Below are 21,552 nucleotides of genomic sequence, written 5' to 3'. Positions count from 1 at the left end.
AATTGGACTCGCCGCTAGCGGGACTCTCGGCTGCCTTCGACGATTTGCTTCTGGCGTGAGCGCTTCGATGTTTGCTCGGCATCGCATCACGCCGCCTGCTTCACTCGATCCGTCGATGTGTCGATTATGCGATAGAGGCGACCGCTTTCGGCTGGATCAGACACTATTTGAGGCCGAGCTTCTTGCGAACGACACCGTCGAGGAAGCCACGCACAGGATGTTCTTGCCAGCCGGTTGCGGCACGGATCGCGGCGCCCGTCGTTCCCGCCTTATCGCTTAGCATCGCGAGGACTTGCGCGCTCTTGGTGCCACTGCATATTCTCCCGAGCGCAGCCGAAGCGGCATCGGCGCGAACCTGCAGTTTTGATGATTTGCGCTTGGCAAACTTCCTCGTCGGCCGCGGCTGAGCAACGGTCTTATTTTGAGATTTGGTCCTGGTCATGGGGGCCTCATTAGGCTCTGCGACGCCGTCCGCCGCACCACCTCAGCTGTCCAGGCAAATCACCCGGTGGAGCATGTCCCAGAAGGCGCGCGCCCTAGGCGGCTCCCAGTCCAAACAGCGATGCTCACGTCGCCGCAGAATGCCAGTACATTCCGAGCAAGATTGTTGCTCTTTTGCTATAATTTGTATCGAGGGTTCAAATCCAGACCAGATCCTCAGCCATTTTTTGTCTGCGGTCCCAAGACCGTGCCGATTTGATTTAAGATGAATTGATCAGTCGCCGGCAGGCGGCAGAAAAGTGCGGCGCCAGCCGTACAACGAGATATGGGAGACGATTGGTTTGGACAGTCGCGAGACTAAACTGCGGGCAGGCCTGAGCCGGTTTCTCGACAGCCACTGGCGCCCCGGAGCCGAGGCGTCGGAGTTGGTGCACGTGCCCGGCGGTGCCTCGCGCGAGACTTGGCGCTTCAAGGCCAGGACCGACGGCGAGGATCGCGGCATGATCTTGCGAATCGATCCGGAAACCAGCCTGATCGACACCGACCGGCGCACTGAATACCGGGCCATGGAAGCCGCATTCAAGTCCGGCCTTCCGGTGCCGGAGGCGCTCTATCTGGTTGAAGATTTGCGGTGGCTGGACCGTCCGTTCTCGATCAGCGCCGAGGTGCCGGGCTGCCAAACTTCGGCCGAGGCATTCCCGCCCCAGCATCTCGGCAAGATCGGCCAGCAGAAGTGGACCCTTCTGGGCCAGATTGCGGCCCTTGACCCGATTGCCCTCGGCCTAGGCGATGTCATGCCGGCAACCAGTGTCGGAACCTGCGCCATGGAGCAACTCGACTACTGGGCCAATGTGATCGATGAAGACTCGCTGCATCCCTATCCCGTGGCGCAGGCGGCGATCCGCTGGTTGCGCCGCCACCCGCCGCCACCGGCGCAGAAGCTCGCCCTAGTCCACGGCGACTTTCGCTCTGGCAACTTCCTTTATTTGCCGGACGGCGAGATCCGGGCGATCCTCGACTGGGAGATGGCCCATATGGGCGATCCGCTCGAGGACCTCGCCTGGTCGCTCGATCCGCTGTGGTCGTGGGTCACGCCGGGCTTGGCCGGCCGGTTGCTGCCGCACAAGGAAGCGGTGCGCCACTGGGAGGCGGGTAGCGGCATCACCCTCGATATAGAGGCGTTTCGCTGGTGGCAGGTTTTCGCGGCGCTGAAGGGCCTCGGCATCTGGATCTCGTCGAGCGAGGACTTCCATTTCGGCGGCAGCCAGACGCCGATCCTGGCGTTGGCGGGCTGGCTGATGACCGATCGCCACCAGCAGATCCTGGTTGACTACCTCTCACCGTCCTCTCCGCACCGCTACTTGAGGGACGTAAAATGATCCCGAGGGGCGCAGAAGCTATCGGCCGCTTGGCGCAGCGCATCACCAACGACCTGATTCCGAAGGCTCCCGACGCCTACACGATCGCCGACCTCGGCCTCATCACCGCGCTGCTTGGCATGATTGCGCAGGACTTCGACCGCGCCGCCGACCTGCTCGTGTCGCAGCACGAGGCGGTATGCCCGATCCTGCGCGAGGCGGCGGCACGCATGGCCGGAAGCGATCTCGCCAGCCGCATCGAGGCGACGCTGGCACAGGCGCCGACCTCGCTGCGCATCTCCGACCTCAGCGCCCGCTCCGACGCGACGCTGCGGCTGATGATCGAGGCGCATGCAGCGGTCGAGGTGGCCGCCGACGCCGGCGCCAATTGGGCCAAGCGCCTCGACGAAGCGATCTGGCGCTTCCTCGAGGCGCAAACTGCGGCCGAAGCCTACCAAGTAGCTCCTCTGACCACCGACCAAACCTCTGGTTAGGCCCCGCGTATGCTCAACAAGCTCGACGACTTCCCGATTCACCAGACCCCGGAGCCGATAGCCCATCCGGCCACCAGCGACCGCAATGTCTACGATCGCACGTGGTTCAACGGCTACGCTGCCGATGGGTCGTACTATTTCGGCATCGGCATGGCGATCTACCCACACCGTGGCATCCTCGACTGCGCCTTCTCAACGGTGAGGCCGGGCGAGCGCCAGCACTGCTTCTATGGCTCGCGCCGGGCGCCGATGGAGCGCACCGATATGCAAGTCGGCCCGTTCCGGATCGAAGTTATCGAGCCGATGAAACGCGCGCGGATCGTGCTCGAGGACAACGACAGCGGCATCGCCTGCTGCCTCACTTTCTCCGCCCGCACCGCGGCGATTCAGGAGGCGCGGCAGACCCTATGGACGGGCGCGCGGCGGACCATGGACGCGACCCGATTCGATCAGTTCGGCCGCTGGAGCGGCTGGGTGAAGACGCCCGACGGCGAGTTTAAGGTCGACGAGACGCTCTGCCACGGTGTCAAGGACCGCTCCTGGGGCGTGCGCGGGGTCGGCGAGCGCGAGAGCGGCGGAGCGCCGCGCACGCCCGGCGGAATCTGCTTCCTGTGGGCGCCGCTGTTCTGGGAAGACCACATTACGCACGCGATCTTCTTCGACGGCCAGGAGGGCGAGGCGCTGGTCCGCGAGGGCATTGTGGCGCCACTGTACGCCAGCGAGGCCGAAGTGCCCGGCGTCGAGGATGGCAAGGACCGGCGCATGGCCACGGCGCGGCATCGGGTCAAGTACGTCCCCGGCACCCGGCTCGCGAGTTCGGCCGAGATCGACCTCGTCGACATCGACGGCACCGTGCGCACAATCCAGCTGGAGCCGATCCTGAAGTTTCAGATGAAGGGCCTGGGCTACGGCCATCCGGAATGGGGCCAAGGCATGTGGAAGGGAGAGTTCGCCACCGGCCACGAGTCGTTCGACCCGCATCAGCTCAACCCGCTTGAGCCCTGGCACCTACACACACAGCAGGTCGTGCGCGCCAGCGACGGCATCAGAACGGGAATTGGCGTTCTGGAGCAGATCGTCGCCGGGCCCTACGCCCCGGGCGGCTTCACCGAATTCTTCGACGGCGCCAAGGGCTGATTTTGGGGAGAACTCGGTCCTGCTGATCGGAACTTCAAAGCCGCCGCACTGGGAACACAACATCGCCGTCCTAGCCGCTGCCGACTGCAAACTTCGACCCAGTCTCGCGACGGCTCAAGGAACTCTCGCGCATAAACCCGAAATTCTATCCGGGCCTTCTCGACTCAAAACACCGCCAGCAGATCCTCGTGCTCACATCGTGTGATCCGTCGCTCTGACCCGAGGCACCGGGGTTTGATCGAACAATTCTTACAGGCGATCGTCTTTCGAATAGTATCCGCCAACGCTGGCGGCGATCTGGCGCCGGGGCAAGCCTGACACCCTGCTGCATCACTCCAATCGCGGTAGCCAATACACCAGTGAGCAGTTCCAGCGCCTGATGGCCGACCGTGACATTGTCGGCTCGATGAGGGGCCTTCGGCCCGGCTCGCGATAAGAACACGATTAAAGAAGTGAGACACTGGCATCTAGCCGCTCCCAAGAAGGCTAGAAAAGGCTGCAAAGCTTTACTTCTTCTTGCTATTCGGTCGAATCGGCTTGCGACCCTTGGGTAACGTCTTGGGCGTCGTCGCTCCTTTAGGCGGCTGAAGGAAGAATTCCGACAACTGAACACCTAGCGTTTCGGCCAGTCGATCGAGGAGATCAATCGTCGGGTTCTCCGACTGCCGCTCAAGGCCGCTCATGTATGAACGATCGATCCCGGCATCGTACGCCAATTGCTCTTGCGGAATGCCGCGATCGACGCGGATCCGGCGAACATTCCAGGCCACAAGCGCACGAGCTTTCATGCGCAAAAGCAGCCATTTGGTAGGCCATCAAACCACTGGCTATAACCGATCTATTTCGATAGTTTAGTCCGCAAGGTTGGCCCAAGCCTCAATGAAGTGCCGTATGCCACATGAATAGACCGCCAGTGGATCCCGACGTTGCAGATGCAGCGCCGAATGAGCCGGCGCTGACGGCCTATGATGAACAGCATGTTGTCACTTACATTCGCCTTTTGCAGGCGGAGGGCGAGGGAGCGGACTGGCGGGAAATCGCTCGAATCGTCTTACACATAGATCCGGAGCGAGAACCGGACCGTGCGCGGAGCGCATATCGGAGTCATCTCGCGCGCGCCAAATGGGTGACTGAGCAGGGCCGCCTTTTAAGCGGCACCGGCTCGAAAAATGAAGAAAAACGTTGACTGGCGACTTGCAGGCAGAACTATTTTCCTTTGCTAACCGGCGGTCATTCCGGTGCATCACGTGGTGCCAAACTTGGGGCTTCCTACAACCTTTTCGTTCATACTTATTGCCCTGCAATCCTTGTTAGACGCATGCAATGGGGCGGTATCAATGCCTGAATTCGACTGGCGGTTGCCGGAATCCTACAAGGGCCTACAAGAGGCCGAAACCACCGACATCGCCTGGGAATGTCTTCGCCGCAATGCGGACTATCGACGCGACTTTGAGGCGATGATCGCTAGCCGCCCAGATGGCGAAGTGACCGCTGAATTCAGGAGAAGTTGGGGCATCTGCTTTAGCCCATGACCCGCAGAGGTCCTTCGACGAGCAGACGATATTTTGGGCGCCTGAGGTTTTAGCGGCGGTCGTTCCGGTCACGGTTTCCTCGACAGTGGATCGCAGTTTAGCGTCTCAGCCACTGCTCGACCTTGCAGCCGACCAGGTGCGCCGCACCGTAGACGACTGGCATGCCGTGCTGCGCCTCGGGGCGGTGGACCATGGCATCTGGTGCAATGAGCCGCCGGTGATCGATGCTCGATACGCGGTCGAATTGCCGTTTGACGGCGATTTGGAAGCGCGCACCCATGCAGCCCGACGGCTGTGGCGCGCGATGAATGGACGCGCGCCAGGTCCTGCATTTCACACACTGTCTACACAGCGGCGAGAACGTCTGAGCGTCGCGATTCGTGCGCTCAATGCTCACCGCGCCGGCGGTAGCTATCGCACTATCACCGAAGCGCTGTTCGGCGAAAAGCGCATCCCAGATCGTGCCTGGAAGACGCACGGTCTGCGCAGCCGAACCATCCGGCCCGTACGAAGCGGCCTCGCGTTTTGTGCGTGGAGGCTATCGCAAACTTCTGCAGCCCGGCCGCAGGGACGGGTAGCGCTGTCCCCTTGGGTTCCGAAAATTACCCCCGCAAACTTCGGCATCCCCCTCCGACACTGTGCTTCTCCATGATAACCGCACACACGCCGGTGCCGCCACGCGCAGCGCGCTGTCATCCTGGAGCTTTCAAATGCCCGATCCGATGGCTGGTCGACCCCCACGATTCCTGCGTACGGCCGGAGGCCGCCCGTTATCTTGGCCTTTTCGGCCCCACGCTTGAGAAGCACCGCACGTACGGTACCGGACCGACGTATCGGAAAATTGGCGGACGTGTCGTCTACGCCGTGGATGACCTGAAAGCGTGGGCCGACCTCGGCGCCACGACGTCGACGTCCGACCCGCTTTCGAGACGCCAGTCGGTGGACTAGTATGCTTATCGGCGGGCATGCGCTGCGGCCGGCGGAAGCGCTGGTAGTGTGCGAACCGGATAACGGAACACTCCACCGGCATCTGCGACAATAAGTGCGCTTCTGCAATGTGACCAACGGTTTATGGGGGTCGACAAAATGACTGGACCTGACAAATGTGGGCGTAACCATTTGCACGATCGACGCTGGCTCCTTTACTGCGGAGCGCTAGCTCTTCCGTTCGTTGTTGCGCTAAGGCTGGCGCGTGCAGCCGAGCAGGTCGGGTCCGTCGAAGGCGTGACGGGCGATGCGTTTGCCGAGCTGGAGTCGGTTCGCCGGATGCTTGATCGGGCCGCGCCGATTTTTCTCAACGAGGAGGTAGCGACGGGAGTCGCCTCGCGGTTGGCGATAAGACTCGGCCGCAATACGATGGTGAGACTCGGAGAGCAGGCGCGGCTGAAGATTGATAGGTATATAGTCGACGCCGGCGGAGAGATGACGCTGCGCTCTGGTCCTATGCTGTTTGACGGGCAGCCGCGCCGCGCCGGCGTGCAAGTTCGTAGTCCTTTCGCACTGATAGCCGTGCGTGGCACACGCTTTTTCGCGGGCCCCAGCAACGACCGGTTCGGCGTGTTCGTTGCGCGCGGCTCGGTGAGAGTAAGCGCGGCAGGTCAGCAAGTGACCCTGCACGAAGGCGAAGGGACAGACGTTTTGTCGCCCGGAGCGACGCCGACGCCGGTCAAGCGATGGGGCTCTGAGCGCATCCGCGCTGCGCTCGCAAGCGTCAGCTAGTGTTTCGAGGCGTCCGGGTTGCGCCTCGGAAAGATGAAGGTAGACCATGAGGCCGATTTGCTTGTGAAAGCAAGTATGATTGGAGTGATCGCGCGGCAGCATCCTGATGGGTAGGATACGTCGAGCGTTACGGCGGCACCTGCCGGTAGCGGCGGGTCTTTTGACGTTGCTCGTCTTCCTGGCGGTAGTCCTCTTGCTTCCAAGTAACATTGGCGAGCAGCTGCGAGACAGTGCCTTCGACCTGGTGCTCGCCAACGATTGGCCGCTTCGCAGGCCAGTTACATCGGACCAGAAAGTGGTGGTTATCGACATCGATCGTGCGTCTATCGATGCCCTGGGTGCATGGCCGTGGCCGAGAGCGACGATGGCACAGCTCGTCGAAGCCGTGGTAAATGCGCGGCCGGCTGCGATCGCGATCGATGTGCTGTTTTCCGAGCCAGACGATCGCTCTCCGGCGGCGCTGGCCCGACGGCTTGGATCTGCCATCGGCCAACCCGAGATCAGTAAACTAGCAAGCACGCTGCCCGACGGTGACAAGCTACTGGCTCAAGCGATCGATGGCGTTCCCGTTGTGCTCGGCTTTGTGTTGGACCCCGATCGTGAAAGTGCACTTTCGGGACCATCGATTGTGAGCCGTGGATCGCTGCCATTCGACGAGTTGTGGCAGGTCGTCGGCGCAGTCGGACCGACGCCAGCCCTCGCGGCGGCGGCGAGGGGACTAGGCGTCCTCTCATTGCCCGGCAGTAGTGATGGCGCAATCCGCCAGGTTCCGGTCTTTGTATCCGTGGGTGGCGTCCTGATGCCGGGTCTCGCCGCCGAAGCGCTGCGCCTCGCAACCGGCGCATCGAGCTATCTCATCGAGAGCGCCCCCCCGAGCGTGGTCGTCGGTAACCACCGTGTCGCGCTGTCGCGCAATGCGTTTCTCCGGCTCGCGCCGACCTCGCTGCGGCATCGCACCAGACGCACCTTTTCGGCGGTCGAAGTCCTTAAAGGACGAATCGACCAGGGACAACTGAGGCACGCACTTGTGCTGCTCGGCGGTTCCGCTCCGGAGCTTGGCGGCTTGCGCAAAACCTCCGCGGACCCGTTGACGCCATCGGTACAAATCCAGGCCGACGCCGTCGAACAAATGATCGCCGGTCGTGCGCCGAGCGCGCCGACCTCGGCACCCATTGCGGAGCCATTGACTTCTCTGTCGATCGGGGCGCTCGCTGTTGTGCTGGGCGCCATCTTGTCCCCGGCCATCGGCAGTTCGATCCTAGGCGGCGCGATCGTGTTGTTATGGATTACCGCAATCGTGGCGTCGGGTTTGACTGATCGCCTCGTCGATCCGCTAACGCCAACGATTGCGGCGTCGCTCGTGTTTGCAGTGACCGCCGGTACCGCATATTCGGTTACGCGCAGGCGGGAAGCGCTAATACATCATCGACTCGAACAGCATCTGGCTCCGGCTGTCGTTCGACGCATCGTCGAGCAGCCAAACCTCGTCAAGCTCAGCGGCGAGCGTCGCGAGGTTACATCACTATTCACGGATATCGAGCGGTTTACGGCGACGATGCATCGTGCCGGCCCGGAGGAACTCGTCGAAACTCTCGATCAGTATTTTGAGGGCGTTGCGGGTATCGTGATCTCTCACGGAGGCATGGTCGACAAGATCGTTGGGGACGGCATGCATGCTCTCTTTAATGCACCAATCGACCTCGAGAACCATCCGCAACGTGCCATCGAATGCGCGATCGCCATTCGGGCCTGGAGCGAGAGCTTTCGACGGCGTGACCCGGCCGCGGCCATCCGGCTTGGCGGTACCCGTATCGGGATTGAGACCGGCCCCGCCGTCGTCGGCGACGTCGGTATTCAATCCAAACTCGACTACACGGCCCACGGTGACGCCGTGAACATGGCTGCGCGGCTCGAGGCTTGCAACAAAGAGCTTGGCTCGGCGATTTGTGTCGGACCAGGCGCGGCCGAGCAATGTAATGCGGTCTTGCTGCGCCCGCTCGGGCAGCTCACAGTCCGCGGGCGCAACGAATCAATCTCCGTTTTCGAACCGTGGCCAGAAGACGCGCCGCTCGCCTGGCGGGAAGCCTATCTGAAGGCCTGCGCCATCCTGACTTTTGATCCGGCCCGCGCCGCTGTACTCTTGCACAAGCTGATTGCCGAGCGTCCCGCGGACCTGGCAATACGCCGGTTTGTGGAGCGATTATCCTCTATGTGCGAGTCTAATCAATCGTCGGAATAGGCGACGCGGCGGATGTTTGCATGTGACCCAACCGACATCTTCGCTCATCATACAGATTTCCGCTTCCGAGGGGCCGGCGTGGCGCGCGCTGCCCGCCAAACAAAGGGCCACGATTTCGACATTGAACAAGCGGAATTGGAAGCGTTTGTCTCGGCTTTCTCGAACGCTACGGCCTATCCGATTCCGAATGAAGATGTCGTGAATGGCATTTACGCTTTGGAGGCCATCTACACGTCCGTAAAGTTCGTGGCAATCGATCGCGCCTGCTAGCCGGCCTGCCTCGGGGCCGACGTTTTTGCGAACTTCGACCTGCGTATTGCCACCTTGCGGACGACCGCAGCAGAATTCCTGACTTTACCGACGACCTTTCGAAGCTTCTTCCTCCGAGACACCCAGCGCGTGAGCCCAGCATTTCATCGGGGCAGGCCCACGGAAGATGGACCACGGAGAGTATAACCACACATCCTCCGTCTCCGCGTTACCTGCGGAGAATGTGAGGCGCAATCTAAAAATGTCGCGTAATGTCAATGCCTTACTATTATCGGGCGGTCACTTTCTCAGTTCAATAAGCCGACGCGCTACTATGGCACCTTCGAGCCGCTCCTAGGTTGAGCGAGCATCGCGCTAGTGCCCCGAGCGAACCGGTTCGCTCCTGATAACCAATCCAACTGCATCGCGATCGAAGGTTTCGGACGTCACCCCATCCCTGCGGAGAAGATACTTTTCGACCTTGTTCGTTGGAGTCTTGGGGAGATCGGCAAGAATGCGGACGTAGCGTGGCACCATGAAGTGAGCCATTCTCGGCCTAAGGAATTGTATGAGCTCTGCGGGATCCAGGGTTTTCCCCTCCGCGAGGGATACCGCGACGAGGACGTCGTCCTCGCCGTGCTCGCTCGGCACGGACACCGCGGCGGCCTCGCGAACAGACGGGTGCGCGGCGACCTCCAGTTCAACCTCGAAGGACGAAATGTTCTCGCCGCGCCTGCGGATGGCATCCTTGAACCGATCGACGAAGAAATAGTTGCCGTCCTTGTCGATGCGGAAGGCGTCTCCAGTGTGAAACCAGCCATTGCGCCAGGCGAGCGCGGTCGCTTCAGGCGCCTTGTTGTATCCGTGGTTCATGGCCCAGGGCGCGTCGGTCCGGATGATCAACTCTCCAATCGCACCTTGCGGAACTTCGCTGTCATTCGGATCGACAAGGCGAGCCTCGACACCCGCGCGCGGTCTGCCGCACGAGGCCGCGACGGTTGGATTCGGTTCGGCCACCAGCGGACAGGAAACCTCCGACATGTTGAAAAGCGTGTGGGTCGTGACGCCGTAGCGCCGGCCAAAGGCGATCCCTTCCTCACTCAAGGGAATCACCGTGACGTGCCTGAGCGTAGCGTCCGCCTCGTCGCCGTTGTCGTCCCGCTTTATCAGGAAGCTTGCCATGACGCCGAGGAGGATGACCATGGTCGTTTTGGTTTTCGATACAGTGGACCAAAACGATCCGGTATCGAACCGGTCCACCATCGCAATCGAACCGCCATTGATCAGCATGGCATAGCTTGGCCCCGTACCACCAACGTGAAAGAGGGGGAGGTTCACCATGAAAGTGTCTGCCGAACTGAGATAGGGGATGCCGTCGCAGTCCGCCGAGATGCCGCGTCCCGTGGCATACAGGTGGGCATAGGATGACAGGACGCCTTTCGAAGGGCCCGTCGTTCCGGATGTGTAGATGATGCACTGGGTGTCCCATGGTGCGATGGGATGCTCGAGGACTGGTGCGTCTTCGATCGGCGAGTCGATCGCGGTTGCGGGCAGGACGTCGAGCCCTTCGATCGGTGCCGGCTCGCCGTCAATCACGACGGCCTTGCGCAGATTGCCCTTGTCGATGTCGGCAAGCCGTTGCAGCAGGCTGCCATGAACGATCGCGAGCGTCGCGCCGGCATTACCCACGACATGCTGAAGAATTCCGCCGCGATAGGCCGTATTGATGGGTACGTAGACGGCGCCGATCATGTTGATGCCGAACCAGGCGCGCAAGCATTCGGAGCCATTTGGAAGCCAAACGAGTACGGCGTCACCTTGCTTGACGCCAAGTGACTGAAGGGCATGACCGGTCCGCCTCGCCAGGCGCAGGAGCTCGCTGTAGCTCAGCTGACTTCCGTCGTCGAAGGTTGCATAGACGCTGTTCGGTGTTTCGCGGGCCCAGCGCTCAACGAGGTTGCGCAAGACGCATTGCTCAGCGGTGGGAACATTGTGGCGCGTCATCGAAGCCTCCCTGCTAGTCTCTGTCTTGCCGCGACAAGCTGATCGATGATCGAGGGCGACAGGCCCCAGCCGAGCAGGACCTCGCGCGTGTCGCCGCCCGAGACGCGCGCGGATCGCGGCAAAGCCGTTGGTGTCCGGCTGAAACGGGGCGCCGGAGCGGGCTGGATTACATCGTCGATCGTGACGAACGTCTTCCGTTCCACATTGTGCGGGTCGGCCGGTGCTTCGTCCCAGTCGAGCACTGGCGCGATACAGGTATCTTCACCGCCCAGAAGAGCGATCCAATCGCCACGACTTCGCGTAAGGAACATTGCCATGAGCCGTTGCTTCTGCTCGGGCCATTTCGCCTTGTTCATCTGCTCGTCGAACAGCGGGTCGGTCAAGTCGCAGAGCTGGCGGAAGCGGGCGTAGAATTGCGGCTCGATCGCGCCCAGGGCGATGAACTTTCCGTCGGCGCAGGCATAGGTGTCGTAGAACGGCGCGCCTCCGTCGAGCAAATTGCTTCCCCGCGCGGTGGTCTGCCGTCCTGAGGCAAGGCCCGCGTAGCGTCCAGCGGCAAGAAGAGCCGCGCCATCGACCATGGCGGCGTCGACGACCTGTCCATTGCCAGAGGCGCGCGCTTCCAGCAGCGCGGCCATGATGCCGAACGCCAGGAACATCGCGCCGCCACCGAAATCGCCGACCAGGTTCAGCGGCGGCGGAGGCGGCGAGTCCGCTCTACCAATTGCGTGCAGTGCACCGGTCAAGGCGATGTAGTTGATATCGTGCCCGGCACGCTGTGCGAGCGGTCCGTCCTGACCCCAACCGGTCATGCGTCCGTAGACCAGCCGCGGATTGCGATCCAGGCAGATCGCGGGCCCGAGTCCCAAACGCTCCATCACGCCGGGACGATAGCCCTCGATCAGGACTTCGGCCTTCTCGATCAGAGCGAGAGCGCTCGCGACGGCGTCGCTCTTGCGCAGGTCGAGATCGACGAAGCGGCAACCCCGTGCCGTCACGTCGAAACGCGGCTCCGTGTCGAACATGGTGCCGCCTGGCCGGCGTACGCGCACGACTTCTGCGCCGAGATCGGCGAGCAGCATGGCGCAGAATGGGCCGGGACCAATGCCCGCCATCTCGACGACGCGCATGCCGGCCAGCGGCCCGCTCATTGACTGATATCTCCAGCGCTACCGAGGCTAGCGAGCTTTTCTCGGCGAATCCTGAGTCCCGCAGCTTCACGGTCCCATGTGTCGGTGGAGACGCCGTCGGCCCGCAATAGGTGTTTCTGGATCTTTTGCGTCGGTGTTTTCGGCAATTCCGGCATGATCCGGATGTAGCGCGGGATCATGAAGTGTGCGAGCCGCGGCCGCAGCCAATCCAGCAGACAAGCTGCCTCGACGGATCGTCCCTCGACGGGTGCGACCACGGCCAGTACCTCGTCCTCACCGAATTCGCTGGGGACGCCGACGACTGCGACCTCGCGTATGTCCGGGTGTCCGTTGATGGCGGCCTCGACCTCGAACGAGGAGATGTTTTCTCCACGTCGGCGGATCGCGTCCTTCATGCGATCGACGAAGAAAAACTCGCCGCGCTCGTTCTGACGAAAGGCATCTCCGGTGTGGAACCAGCCGTTGCGCCAGGCGCGCGCCGTGGCCTCCGGGTTGCCGTAATAGCCGTGGCTCATGGCCCACGGGGCATCGGTGCGCAGCACGAGCTCGCCGGTCTTGCCGGGTTCAACGTCGATATCGTTTTCGTCGACGACGCGGGCGAACACACCGGGACGCGGCCGGCCACAGGTTCCAAGGGTCTCGGGGTCGCGCTCAGAAATGATCGGCCAGGACGTCTCGGTCATGTTGAAGACGGTGTAGACCTCAACGTCGAAACGATCGCCGAATTCCCGGAAACCGTCGGCCAGCGGCACGATGTTGACGACGCGCAGCGTATGGTCCCGGTCGCCGGGCCCCGGCGGCTCCTTCAGCAGAAACGGCACCATGGCGCCGAGCAGGGTCAGATAAGTCGATTGCGTTCGCCGCACCGTGTCCCAGAACGAGCGCGTGTCGAAGGCTTCGACGAGCGCGATCGATCCGCCCTTTACTAGCATGCGGTAGACGGCGCCCGTGCCGCTCATGTGGAACAGCGGCAGGTTGACGAGATTGCGATCATCGGCCGTGAGCGGCGCGAAGGCGAGCGCGCAGGAGCCGCAATGCATGTAGGTGCAGAGAACCCCCTTGGACGGGCCTGTTGTGCCCGACGTATAGATGATCATCTGATTGTCCCAGGGCATGACCGGCCGCTCTAACGGTCCCGGCTGGCCGACTGCCGCAAGTTCGGCGACGTCATGGTGGCGGAACCCAGACAGGCGCCTGCTGGAAGCCTCAGGTCCGATGAGAAGCAATTCGGTCAGTCCGCACCCGTCGATATCGTGCAGGCGGTCAACGAGATCAACGTGCGATATCAGCAGCCGCGCGCCCGAAATCCGGACCGCATTTTCGAGGACCTGGCCACGCCAGGCAACATTCATGGGGACATAAACGGCGCCAATGTAATTGATCGCAAACCAGATCCGCAGGGCGTCAGGGCTGTTGGGCAGCCAGGTGAGGACGTGATCGCCCTGGGCGACCCCCATGCGCTGCAAGGCGGCTGCGGCGCGCTGGACAGTCGCCAGTGTCTGCGCATAGGTCCATTCGTGGCCGTCATCGAAGCGGACAAATACCTTGTCCGGCGTCGCCGCCGCGTTGCGGTCGAGAACATGGCGCAGGACACAGACGTCGGGCGACAGAACGCGCTGGTCGTTCGAGATGGCGCTTGTGGTTTGCATGCCTGGTGTTCCTCAGATCGCGCGCTTGCGGAACACGGCCATCGCCTTGGGATCGCGGCCCGACAACAGCGTTGCCATCGTCATGTCCTCGATCGAGATCGCGGCGTGATTGGTTGGCGTGAAGTTCAAACTACCGAGAAGGCCTTTGTAGCCCTTGGTCGCATCCATCGCGCGCTTGACCTTCTCGGGCTCGAAGGACTTCTCCGACTCGATCGCCGCGCGGACCATGTACAGGAAGTCGTAGAAGGGCGAAGCGGCGACGTTGACGCCGGTTTCCTTCGTTTCAGGAAAGACGTTCGCCTTTCTGGCGAACTCCATTTGCCTTACGCCGATCTCTTCCTTGTCGCTCCAGGTCAGCGTCTTGTAATAGGTCCCGGCCGCATTCTTCAACGCCTCCTCAGGCACGAGATCGAGCAGCGAATCCGCGAAGAGCGAACTGTGGCCGGCGATCGCCGGATAGTATTTCTGGCCATGCATGGAGTTGAAGCCCTTGGCCGTGATCGGCGTCGAGCCGGTCCAGAACAGCACACCATCAGCGCCGGCCTTGCGAAGATTACCAACGTAACCGTTCAGGTCCGGCGCCGTGATCGGGAACACCTCGACGCCGACCGGCGTTACGCCAAGCTTCTTCAATATGGTTTGGCACGCCGCCACGACCTGCTCGCCATAGGCGGTGTTTTCCTGAAGAATGCCGATCTTCTTCAACTTCAGCGTCTCGACGAGATAGCGCGAGGCCATCTCCGCCTGCAGGTCGGAATTGAAGGTGCATTGATAGTGCCAGGGATAGCGCGTGCCGTCTCCAGCCTCGGAGGCGATGGCGTACATGGTGGTGATGGTCTTGGATGCCGTCGTGACCGCGAGGGCAGCCAGCGACTGGCTCGAGCCGGTCGGGCCGCAGATGTAGCGGACGCCGCCTTCCTGAAGCTTCTTGATGACGGCGGGTTCACGCGCAGGAGAGGCCTCGTCATCCTCTTCCTGCCGGGCGATCTTCCGGCCCATCACGCCGCCGGCAGCGTTGATCTCGTCGATCGCGACGAGGCCGCCGATGTAGAGGGGCGCGTAGGAGGAGGCGAGCCGGCCGGTCGTCGGCCGCACCCAACCGATATTGAAGGCATCGTCCGCAGCGAAGGCCGGCCGCGCGAGGGCGCTTGCGCCCAGGGCTGCCACGCCCCCAAGAAACAGACGGCGATCGAGAGCTTTGTGTCGGATCGTCATGGGCCTCCTCTTAATGTTTTCTTGTTTCTTTCCGTTCCAATGGCGCGGGTTGCGAACCGAACCGGCATCAGATCGGCGGGATCGATCGAAACTTCGGCGGGTGATCCGGCTCGCGCCGTGGCGGTGCCTGCTCGAATATCTCGATGATGCGGCGACGCGTGGTCCGCGGATCGATCACGTCGTCCACGCCGAAGCCTTCGGCCGCATGGATCGAGGCGGTCTGCGCCCGCGTCTCCTCGATCATCTGTTGGCGGCGGGCCTGCGGATCGGGGGCCGACATATAGTCCTTGCGGAACGCCACATCGATCGCCCCTTCGATCGACATCGCGCAGATCTGCGCCGACGGCCAGGCAAACGAAGCGTCGGAATCGAAAGCGCGGCCGCCGTTCATCGCGAAATAGCCGAGGCCGAAGCCCTTGCGCACCACCACTGAGACCCGTGGCACACTGGCATGGCCCCATTCAAAGATGAGCTTGGCGCTTCGTCGTCCGAGCGTCGTGCGTTCTGCCGACGAGCCAATGTAGAAGCCCGGAACGTCGATCAACGAGACCAGTGGCAGGCCGAAGGCATCACACATGGCGATGAAATGAGCACCCTTCTCGCAGGCATTGGCGTCGAGAATTCCGCCGGTACGCAATGGCTGGTTCGCGATGAAGCCCACGGGCCGTCCGCCAAGCCGTGCAAACGCCGTGATGATGTTGCCTGCAAAGGTCGGTTTGATCTCGAACACGCTCCCGACGTCGGCGATGCCGGCAATCACCGGGCGCATGTCGTAGGCCCGGCGCGTCGATGCGGGCACGACATCGAGCAGTGCTTCGTCACCCCGGTTCGCAGGATCGTCGGTTTCGATCAAGGGAAGAGGCTTTCGCGCGTTTCCAGGCAAATAGGACAGAAAGCGCCGTGCGGCGGCAAAGGCGTCGTCCTCGTTGCTGACGCCGAGATCGGCGAGCCCTTGCTTGTCCACCTGGACCGCCGCGCCCCCGAGCGCATCCTGGTCGGTCTCTTCGCCGGTGCCGGCCTTCACCAGGGCCGGTCCCGCGAGACCCATCACGGACTGGCCGCGCACCATGACGACGAAGTCGGCGAGGCCGGCGTAGTTGGTCGGCCCTGCAAAGCCTGCGCCAAGCATCAGCGCGACCATCGGTATCCAGCCCGATGCCCGCGCAAGGTCGTGGAACATGCCATTCGCATGGGCGAAGTGTCGCGAGTTCTGCCCACCTTGGATTCGATGGCCGCCGCCGTCCAGCAGCATGACCATGGGGATACCCCGGCGAATGGCGATCTTCACCATGCGCTGGGTCTTGGCGCTTCCGAGCTTGCCGATGCTGCCGCCGAAGACGCTGAAATCCTGCGCGAAGACGACAACGGGTCGTCCCTCGATCCGCGCCGTGCCCGTGACGACGCCGTCAGCCGGCGACTTCTCCCGCGGGTGCGGCTGGCCCGCTTCCGGTTCCTCCGACGCGAGCGCTCCGATTTCTTCGAATGTGCCGGCGTCGACGAGCCGCGCGATCCGGGCGCGGGGCGACAGGCGGCCGCGTCCGGCAAGTCGCTTCATCGCTTCGGGGCGCGCGTCATCCAACAGTTGAGCGCGTTCGCTCTCGATCGCTTCAAGGAGTTGCCTCTGGCCCGCGTCTGGATGGTGGTTCATGATACGCTCCATCGTGGTCCGGAATGGTCGGGCGTGCCGTGCTCGCCCATGAAGGCGGCCTGCAACGCGTCACCGGCTGCGATATCCGCAGCAAGTCCGCCTGCGATTACGCGGCCGTTCTGCATGACATAGGCGTCGTCGGCGATTTCAAGCGCGCGTTCGACCATCTGCTCGACAAGAAGGATGGCGACGCCCTGCGCGCGCAGGGAGAGGATAGCAGCGAGCACCTGGTCGACCAGGACCGGGGCAAGTCCCAGCGAAGGTTCGTCCAGCATCAAGAGCTTCGGCTCACGCATCATCGCCTGGGCGATGGCGAGCATCTGTTGCTGACCGCCAGACAGGCTCCCAGCCGGCAGGTCCCTCTTCTCCTGCAGGATCGGAAAGAGCTCATGGATGCGGTTGACGCGCCGATCATGCTCCTGCTCGGTCAGGCGCAGGCCGTAGCGGCCGAGCTCGATATTGTCGGTGACGCTTTGGCGCCGAAACAGCCGCCGGCCTTCGGCGACGTGCAGGAGCCCGGCGCCAACGATGGCGTTTGGTCTTGCACCCGTGATGTCGCGGCGATCGAACGTGATCGTTCCGGAGGTCGGACGATTGAGGCCCGACAATGCGCGCAGCAGCGTCGACTTGCCGGCACCGTTGCGGCCGACCAGCACGACGATGCGGCCCTGGCGAACGTCGATAGAGACCTTTTCCAGGACGCGGACGTGGCCATAGCCTGCATCGACCTTATTGGCCGACAACAGAGGCAAGGAGGGGGGAACCTTCATGCGGGAACTCCTGACTTGAGAGCCCGTTCGCCCATATATGCCCGCATGACCCGCTCATCGTTGAAGACTGCAGCCGGATCACCTGCGGCGAGCACTTTTCCGCGATCAAGCACCGTCACGTGGCCGGCGACTTTGGCGACGAGGTCGAGATGGTGTTCAACGATGACGATCGTCGCACCGAGTCCACAGATGCGGATGATCAGCTGCTCGAGCCTCTCCAATTCCGACATCGAAAGCCCCGCTGCGGGCTCGTCGAGCAGGATCAATCGGGCGCCGCCCATCATGGCGCGTGCGATTTCTATCAGGCGCTGCTGGCCGTGCGGCGTCTCGCCGGCTTCGACATGGGCACGCTCCGCGACGCCGACGAATTGCAGAAAGCCGAGTGCTTCCTGACGCAGCCTGCGTGCTTCGGCGCGTGCAGAAGGCAGCCGCAGCGCAGTCGAGAGCAGTCCAGAGCGTTCGCGTATATACGCGCCGAGCATGACGTTATCGAGCGCTGTGAGGTCGGCGATCAGGCGGGGGGTCTGAAAGGTACGCCCAACGCCGCGGGCGGCAATTCTTTGCGCCGCGGAACCAAGCGCTTCGACGTTGCCGATCTTCACGCTGCCGGCATCGGGAACGTAGTAGCCGCTGGCAAGATTGAGCAGCGTCGTCTTGCCGGATCCATTCGGACCGACGATCGCGCAACAGCTTCCGGCGGGGACTGCGAGGTCCACACCATCAAGCGCCTGAACACCGCCGAACTGTTTGCGTAGTCCGGAGATTTCGAGCGCCAATCCCGCGATCGGGGGATGTTCTCGGGCCTCGGATGACGCTGCGGGATCAATTGTCCTCGGGGCGGAGGGTGTAAAACGCCGCCATGCCTGCCGAAGCGCGCCGTAAAGCCCGTGGGGAGCATACAGCATGAGCCCCAGCAGCAGGCAGCCATAGATCAGCATGCGCCAGCTCTGCAGGTCGGCCAACAGTTCGGGGATGAGGAAGAAGACCAGGGCGCCGATGACGGGCCCCCACAACGTGCCGAGACCACCCAGCACGACGGTCAACAGGAAGAAGATCGAGAAATCCGCCGTGAAATCATCGGGTGTCACGACGGTCTTTTGTACGGCAAAGAATGCGCCGGCGAGGCCCGCGAGTGCGGCCGAGATCACGAATGCGACGAGCTTGGTACGTTGCGGAGAGGCGCCGACCGCCAACGCCGCCGGCTCGACATCGCGCACGGCGACGAAAGCGCGCCCGAAACGCGAATGAACGACATTGCGGACGAGGACGAAAGCGATCACGGTGACGATGACGACCGTGTAGTAGAGTGGCCGGGGCCCGAACTCGAAGCCGAATGCCGAGGGCGGCGGCACGCCGACCACGCCGGCAAATCCCTTTGTCAGCCAGCGCCATTCGACGATCATCTTCTCGAAGACGAGCGCGAAGGCTAGCGTGATAAAAGCGAAGTACCAGGTATTGAGCCGGAAGGCGGGGAGGGCCGCCAGCACGCCCAGCCCGGCGGCCAACACCATCGCGACCAAAGCTGCGGCCCAGAACGACCAATGATGATCGACGGTCAGGAGTGCAACCGAATACGCGCCGATGGCGACGAACGCGGCGTGACCCAGCGAAACCTGTCCGGCGTAACCGGCCAGCAGATTGAGGCCGATTGCTGCGATGACGTAAATGCCGAGCTGGGTTGCGACGAACAACGCGTAGGAGTTGACGCCGACGAAGGCGGGTAACGCCAGCGCTGCACCGAGTGCTGCAGCCTGTACGGCAAAAGGAATGGCAGCGCGCGACATGATTACACCGTCCGCGCGTTCGGGCTGCCGAACAGACCTTCCGGCTTCAACAGAAGAATGGCCAGGACGACGACGAAGATCACCGCTTCCTGATAGCCTGGCGACAACAGCGAGGCGCCGATCGCTTCGGTCACCCCGATCACGTAACCCGCAACGAGCGCTCCGCGATTGTTGCCGATCGATCCGACGGCGGCCGCCGCAAAGCCCTTGAGCAGCAGGTCCGGCCCGAGGGAGGTCGACGCGTAAAGGATTGGCGCCGCGAGAACCCCTGTCATGGCTGCAAAGGCAGCACCGAGAAAGAAGGACCAGCGGCCGAGACTGCCGGGGTCGATTCCGCGCAACAGTGCTGCCTCGCGATCCTCGGCGACGGCCATGACCGCCTTTCCCCTGAGGGTACGATACGCCCTCTCGACGACCGCAACGAGGATCAACGTGATCAGAACGAGCGCGATCTCGTAGGACGAGATTCGCGCCGATCCGATTTCGAGCGCATCCATGCTGAGCGGCGCCGGCGGCTTGACCAGAATCGGATCAGGGCCCCAGAAGCGACCGACGAGATTGGATATGATCAGCGACGTCGCAAGCGTCGTGATGACCCAGCCCGTTCCCGTCTGTGAGCGAGCGAGGATCGGGGCGACCGCGATACGCTCCTCGATTAACCCGATGATGCCGACTGCGACGAGCGTTGCTGCGAATGCGACCAGCCAGGGCAGTCCCGCGAGCGAGGTGAGGCTCGCAAAGATCATCGCGCCCAACATGACCAACTCGCCTTGTGCGAAGTTGAACACATTGGTCGGCCTGAAGAGAATGTTGAAGCTCACAGCCACGAGTGCGTACAGGCTGCCGGCGACTATTCCATGTGTGATAACGTCAAAATCCATCGGCCGACCTTCACTGACCGGGTGCGCGGGCGCGCAGACAACCCATCGCGCGCTCATCCTGTCCGGACGCAACCGATACCAGCACGACGTCCTTTGCCCCGATGCCTGAGTGATTTTCGGGCGTGAAGGAAATATCCCCCAACAGGCCCTTGTGGTTCTTGAGCCCGTCGAGTCCACGCTTGATGGCTTCGGGCTCGAAGCTCTTTTCGGCTTCGATCGCAGCCTTGAGGCAGTAGAGAAAATCATAATACGGCGCCGCCGCAACGTTCACCTCATAGCCCTTCGCTTCCGGATACTGGGCAAGCTTCTTGGCGAATTCGATCTGCCGGGCGCCGGGTTGTTCGGTGTCCGTCCAGGTGAAGTTGCGATAGTACGTCGCGAACACGTTCTTCACCGCTTCGCCAGGCACGAGATCGAACAGAGCCGGCAGCATCAGGCCGCTGTGACCGGTGACCGGAGGAAACCATTTCAGTGTCTTCATAGCGTTGAAGATCATCGCGGCGTTGGGGACGTTGGCGATCCAGCCAATCACGCCATCCGCGCCGGCCTTCTGCAGATTGGCCACATAGGTCGAGAGATCGGGAGCCGCAATCGGATAAACCTGCTCGCTGACCGGCGAGAGGCCGAACTTGTTCTGCAGAAGGGCTTTGGTAGCGCCCGTTCCCTGCTCGCCAAATGCCGTGTTCTCCTGGAGGATACCGATCTTCTTCAGACCCAGCGTCCGGACCATGTACTCGACGCAGACGGCAGCCTGCTGATCAGTGTTGAACATGATCTGATAGTGATAGGGATACTTGCGGCCATCGCCTGCTTCAGCGGCTGCCGCATATGTCGACTGAATAGTCTTGGCCGAGGTCGTGGCCGCGATTGACGCCAGTGACTGCGAACTGCCCGTCGGCCCCACAAAGCAGCCAATATCCTGCCCCCGCAGTTTGCGCACGATGCCGGGTTCCTTCGCAGGGGACGCTTCGTCATCCTCTTCGACCCGTGCGATCTGGCGACCCAGAATGCCGCCAGCGGCGTTGATTTCGTCCACGGCGATGAGCCCCCCGAAATAGAGTGGGGCAAACGACGAGGCGAGGCGGCCGGTCGTCGGCCTGATCCATCCGACCTTGAAGGCTTGCTGCTGCTGCGCAAATCCGGGACCTGCGGCGCCGAACGAGGCGACACCGATCTGCGCGGCCAACCGCAGCAGCGCGCGTCGATCAATGACGTTTCGGGCAAGCAAAGGAATTGCGGACGTCGAGCGCATGCGTGTCTCTCCCGGACGAGCGGCTCGTT

At 62.5% G+C, this 21,552-nt stretch carries 20 protein-coding genes and 2 pseudogenes; 11 read left to right on the top strand and 11 right to left on the bottom strand.

Annotated elements, in window-relative coordinates:
• Window positions 1-163: 163 nt before the first annotated feature.
• A complete protein-coding gene (locus JQ586_RS13085; protein ID WP_212394967.1) occupies window positions 164-442 on the bottom strand; it encodes a DUF3489 domain-containing protein in 279 nt (92 codons plus the stop codon).
• 298 nt (window positions 443-740) lie between these two features.
• Here JQ586_RS13085 and JQ586_RS13080 point away from each other — a divergent pair, with 298 nt between their 5' ends.
• From JQ586_RS13080 to JQ586_RS41510, 4 genes and pseudogenes are all read left to right on the top strand, one after another.
• Window positions 741-1,820, top strand: a complete 1,080-nt coding sequence (locus tag JQ586_RS13080; RefSeq protein WP_212394966.1) for a phosphotransferase family protein — start codon at window positions 741-743, stop codon at window positions 1,818-1,820.
• Window positions 1,817-2,293: a hypothetical protein gene (locus JQ586_RS13075; protein ID WP_212394965.1), complete on the top strand. Its 477-nt coding sequence runs from the start codon at window positions 1,817-1,819 to the stop codon at window positions 2,291-2,293. The genes JQ586_RS13080 and JQ586_RS13075 overlap by 4 nt, the downstream gene beginning before the upstream one ends.
• Window positions 2,294-2,302: 9 nt before the next feature.
• Complete coding sequence (locus JQ586_RS13070) at window positions 2,303-3,430, top strand: hypothetical protein (RefSeq protein ID WP_212394964.1); 1,128 nt, start codon at window positions 2,303-2,305, stop codon at window positions 3,428-3,430.
• 286 nt (window positions 3,431-3,716) lie between these two features.
• Window positions 3,717-3,839, top strand: a pseudogene (locus JQ586_RS41510) (IS3 family transposase); the annotation flags it as partial.
• Between the two features lie 97 nt (window positions 3,840-3,936).
• Here the strand turns inward: JQ586_RS41510 and JQ586_RS13065 are convergent.
• Entirely contained in the window at window positions 3,937-4,218 is a 282-nt protein-coding gene (locus JQ586_RS13065) for a helix-turn-helix domain-containing protein (RefSeq protein WP_212394963.1), read from the bottom strand.
• A gap of 110 nt (window positions 4,219-4,328) precedes the next feature.
• On the opposite strand from JQ586_RS13065, the gene JQ586_RS13060 reads away from it, so the two are divergent.
• The 7 genes and pseudogenes from JQ586_RS13060 to JQ586_RS13035 all read left to right on the top strand — a co-directional run bounded on the left by JQ586_RS13060 (window position 4,329) and on the right by JQ586_RS13035 (window position 9,190).
• Window positions 4,329-4,616 carry a DUF2285 domain-containing protein gene (locus JQ586_RS13060; protein ID WP_212394962.1) on the top strand — a complete coding sequence of 96 codons (288 nt, stop codon included), beginning with the start codon at window positions 4,329-4,331 and terminating at the stop codon, window positions 4,614-4,616.
• A 151-nt stretch (window positions 4,617-4,767) separates the two neighbouring features.
• Window positions 4,768-4,962, top strand: coding sequence for a transcriptional regulator domain-containing protein (locus tag JQ586_RS13055; RefSeq protein ID WP_212394961.1), 195 nt, complete (start codon window positions 4,768-4,770; stop codon window positions 4,960-4,962).
• 304 nt (window positions 4,963-5,266) lie between these two features.
• Window positions 5,267-5,614 (top strand): DUF2285 domain-containing protein, encoded by a 348-nt coding sequence (locus JQ586_RS40475; RefSeq protein WP_249147534.1) that lies wholly within the window; start codon window positions 5,267-5,269, stop codon window positions 5,612-5,614.
• A gap of 58 nt (window positions 5,615-5,672) precedes the next feature.
• Window positions 5,673-5,883: pseudogene (locus JQ586_RS40470) on the top strand (helix-turn-helix transcriptional regulator); the annotation flags it as partial.
• A gap of 198 nt (window positions 5,884-6,081) precedes the next feature.
• Entirely contained in the window at window positions 6,082-6,681 is a 600-nt protein-coding gene (locus JQ586_RS13045; protein WP_212394960.1) for a FecR domain-containing protein, read from the top strand.
• A 160-nt stretch (window positions 6,682-6,841) separates the two neighbouring features.
• Window positions 6,842-8,920 (top strand): CHASE2 domain-containing protein, encoded by a 2,079-nt coding sequence (locus tag JQ586_RS13040; RefSeq protein WP_212394959.1) that lies wholly within the window; start codon window positions 6,842-6,844, stop codon window positions 8,918-8,920.
• A gap of 12 nt (window positions 8,921-8,932) precedes the next feature.
• Window positions 8,933-9,190, top strand: a complete 258-nt coding sequence (locus tag JQ586_RS13035; RefSeq protein WP_212394958.1) for a hypothetical protein — start codon at window positions 8,933-8,935, stop codon at window positions 9,188-9,190.
• Window positions 9,191-9,544: 354 nt separating this feature from the next.
• Here the strand turns inward: JQ586_RS13035 and JQ586_RS13030 are convergent, their stop codons facing one another.
• The 9 genes from JQ586_RS13030 to JQ586_RS12990 form a co-directional block, all read right to left on the bottom strand.
• A complete protein-coding gene (locus JQ586_RS13030) occupies window positions 9,545-11,173 on the bottom strand; it encodes an AMP-binding protein (protein WP_212394957.1) in 1,629 nt (542 codons plus the stop codon).
• Entirely contained in the window at window positions 11,170-12,324 is a 1,155-nt protein-coding gene (locus JQ586_RS13025) for a CaiB/BaiF CoA-transferase family protein (protein ID WP_212394956.1), read from the bottom strand. Before JQ586_RS13025 ends, JQ586_RS13030 begins: the two co-directional genes overlap by 4 nt.
• Window positions 12,321-13,973, bottom strand: coding sequence for an AMP-binding protein (locus tag JQ586_RS13020; protein WP_212394955.1), 1,653 nt, complete (start codon window positions 13,971-13,973; stop codon window positions 12,321-12,323). The genes JQ586_RS13025 and JQ586_RS13020 overlap by 4 nt, the downstream gene beginning before the upstream one ends.
• 12 nt (window positions 13,974-13,985) lie before the next feature.
• Window positions 13,986-15,188 carry an ABC transporter substrate-binding protein gene (locus JQ586_RS13015; protein ID WP_212394954.1) on the bottom strand — a complete coding sequence of 401 codons (1,203 nt, stop codon included), beginning with the start codon at window positions 15,186-15,188 and terminating at the stop codon, window positions 13,986-13,988.
• 67 nt (window positions 15,189-15,255) lie between these two features.
• Window positions 15,256-16,836 (bottom strand): acyl-CoA carboxylase subunit beta, encoded by a 1,581-nt coding sequence (locus JQ586_RS13010; protein WP_212394953.1) that lies wholly within the window; start codon window positions 16,834-16,836, stop codon window positions 15,256-15,258.
• Window positions 16,833-17,606, bottom strand: a complete 774-nt coding sequence (locus JQ586_RS13005; RefSeq protein WP_212394952.1) for an ABC transporter ATP-binding protein — start codon at window positions 17,604-17,606, stop codon at window positions 16,833-16,835. The genes JQ586_RS13010 and JQ586_RS13005 overlap by 4 nt, the downstream gene beginning before the upstream one ends.
• Window positions 17,603-19,390 carry an ABC transporter permease subunit gene (locus tag JQ586_RS13000; RefSeq protein WP_212394951.1) on the bottom strand — a complete coding sequence of 596 codons (1,788 nt, stop codon included), beginning with the start codon at window positions 19,388-19,390 and terminating at the stop codon, window positions 17,603-17,605. Before JQ586_RS13000 ends, JQ586_RS13005 begins: the two co-directional genes overlap by 4 nt.
• A gap of 2 nt (window positions 19,391-19,392) precedes the next feature.
• On the bottom strand, window positions 19,393-20,271 hold the full coding sequence (locus JQ586_RS12995) for a branched-chain amino acid ABC transporter permease (RefSeq protein WP_212394950.1): 879 nt from the start codon (window positions 20,269-20,271) through the stop codon (window positions 19,393-19,395).
• Window positions 20,272-20,281: 10 nt separating this feature from the next.
• Complete coding sequence (locus tag JQ586_RS12990) at window positions 20,282-21,523, bottom strand: ABC transporter substrate-binding protein (protein ID WP_212394949.1); 1,242 nt, start codon at window positions 21,521-21,523, stop codon at window positions 20,282-20,284.
• Between the last annotated feature and the right edge of the window lie 29 nt (window positions 21,524-21,552).

Origin of the sequence: Bradyrhizobium jicamae (genome assembly GCF_018130215.1) — a bacterium.
Classification (GTDB): domain Bacteria; phylum Pseudomonadota; class Alphaproteobacteria; order Rhizobiales; family Xanthobacteraceae; genus Bradyrhizobium; species Bradyrhizobium jicamae_A.
Note: the sequence above shows the minus strand (reverse complement) of the source record. Positions and strands in the feature narration are given on the sequence as shown.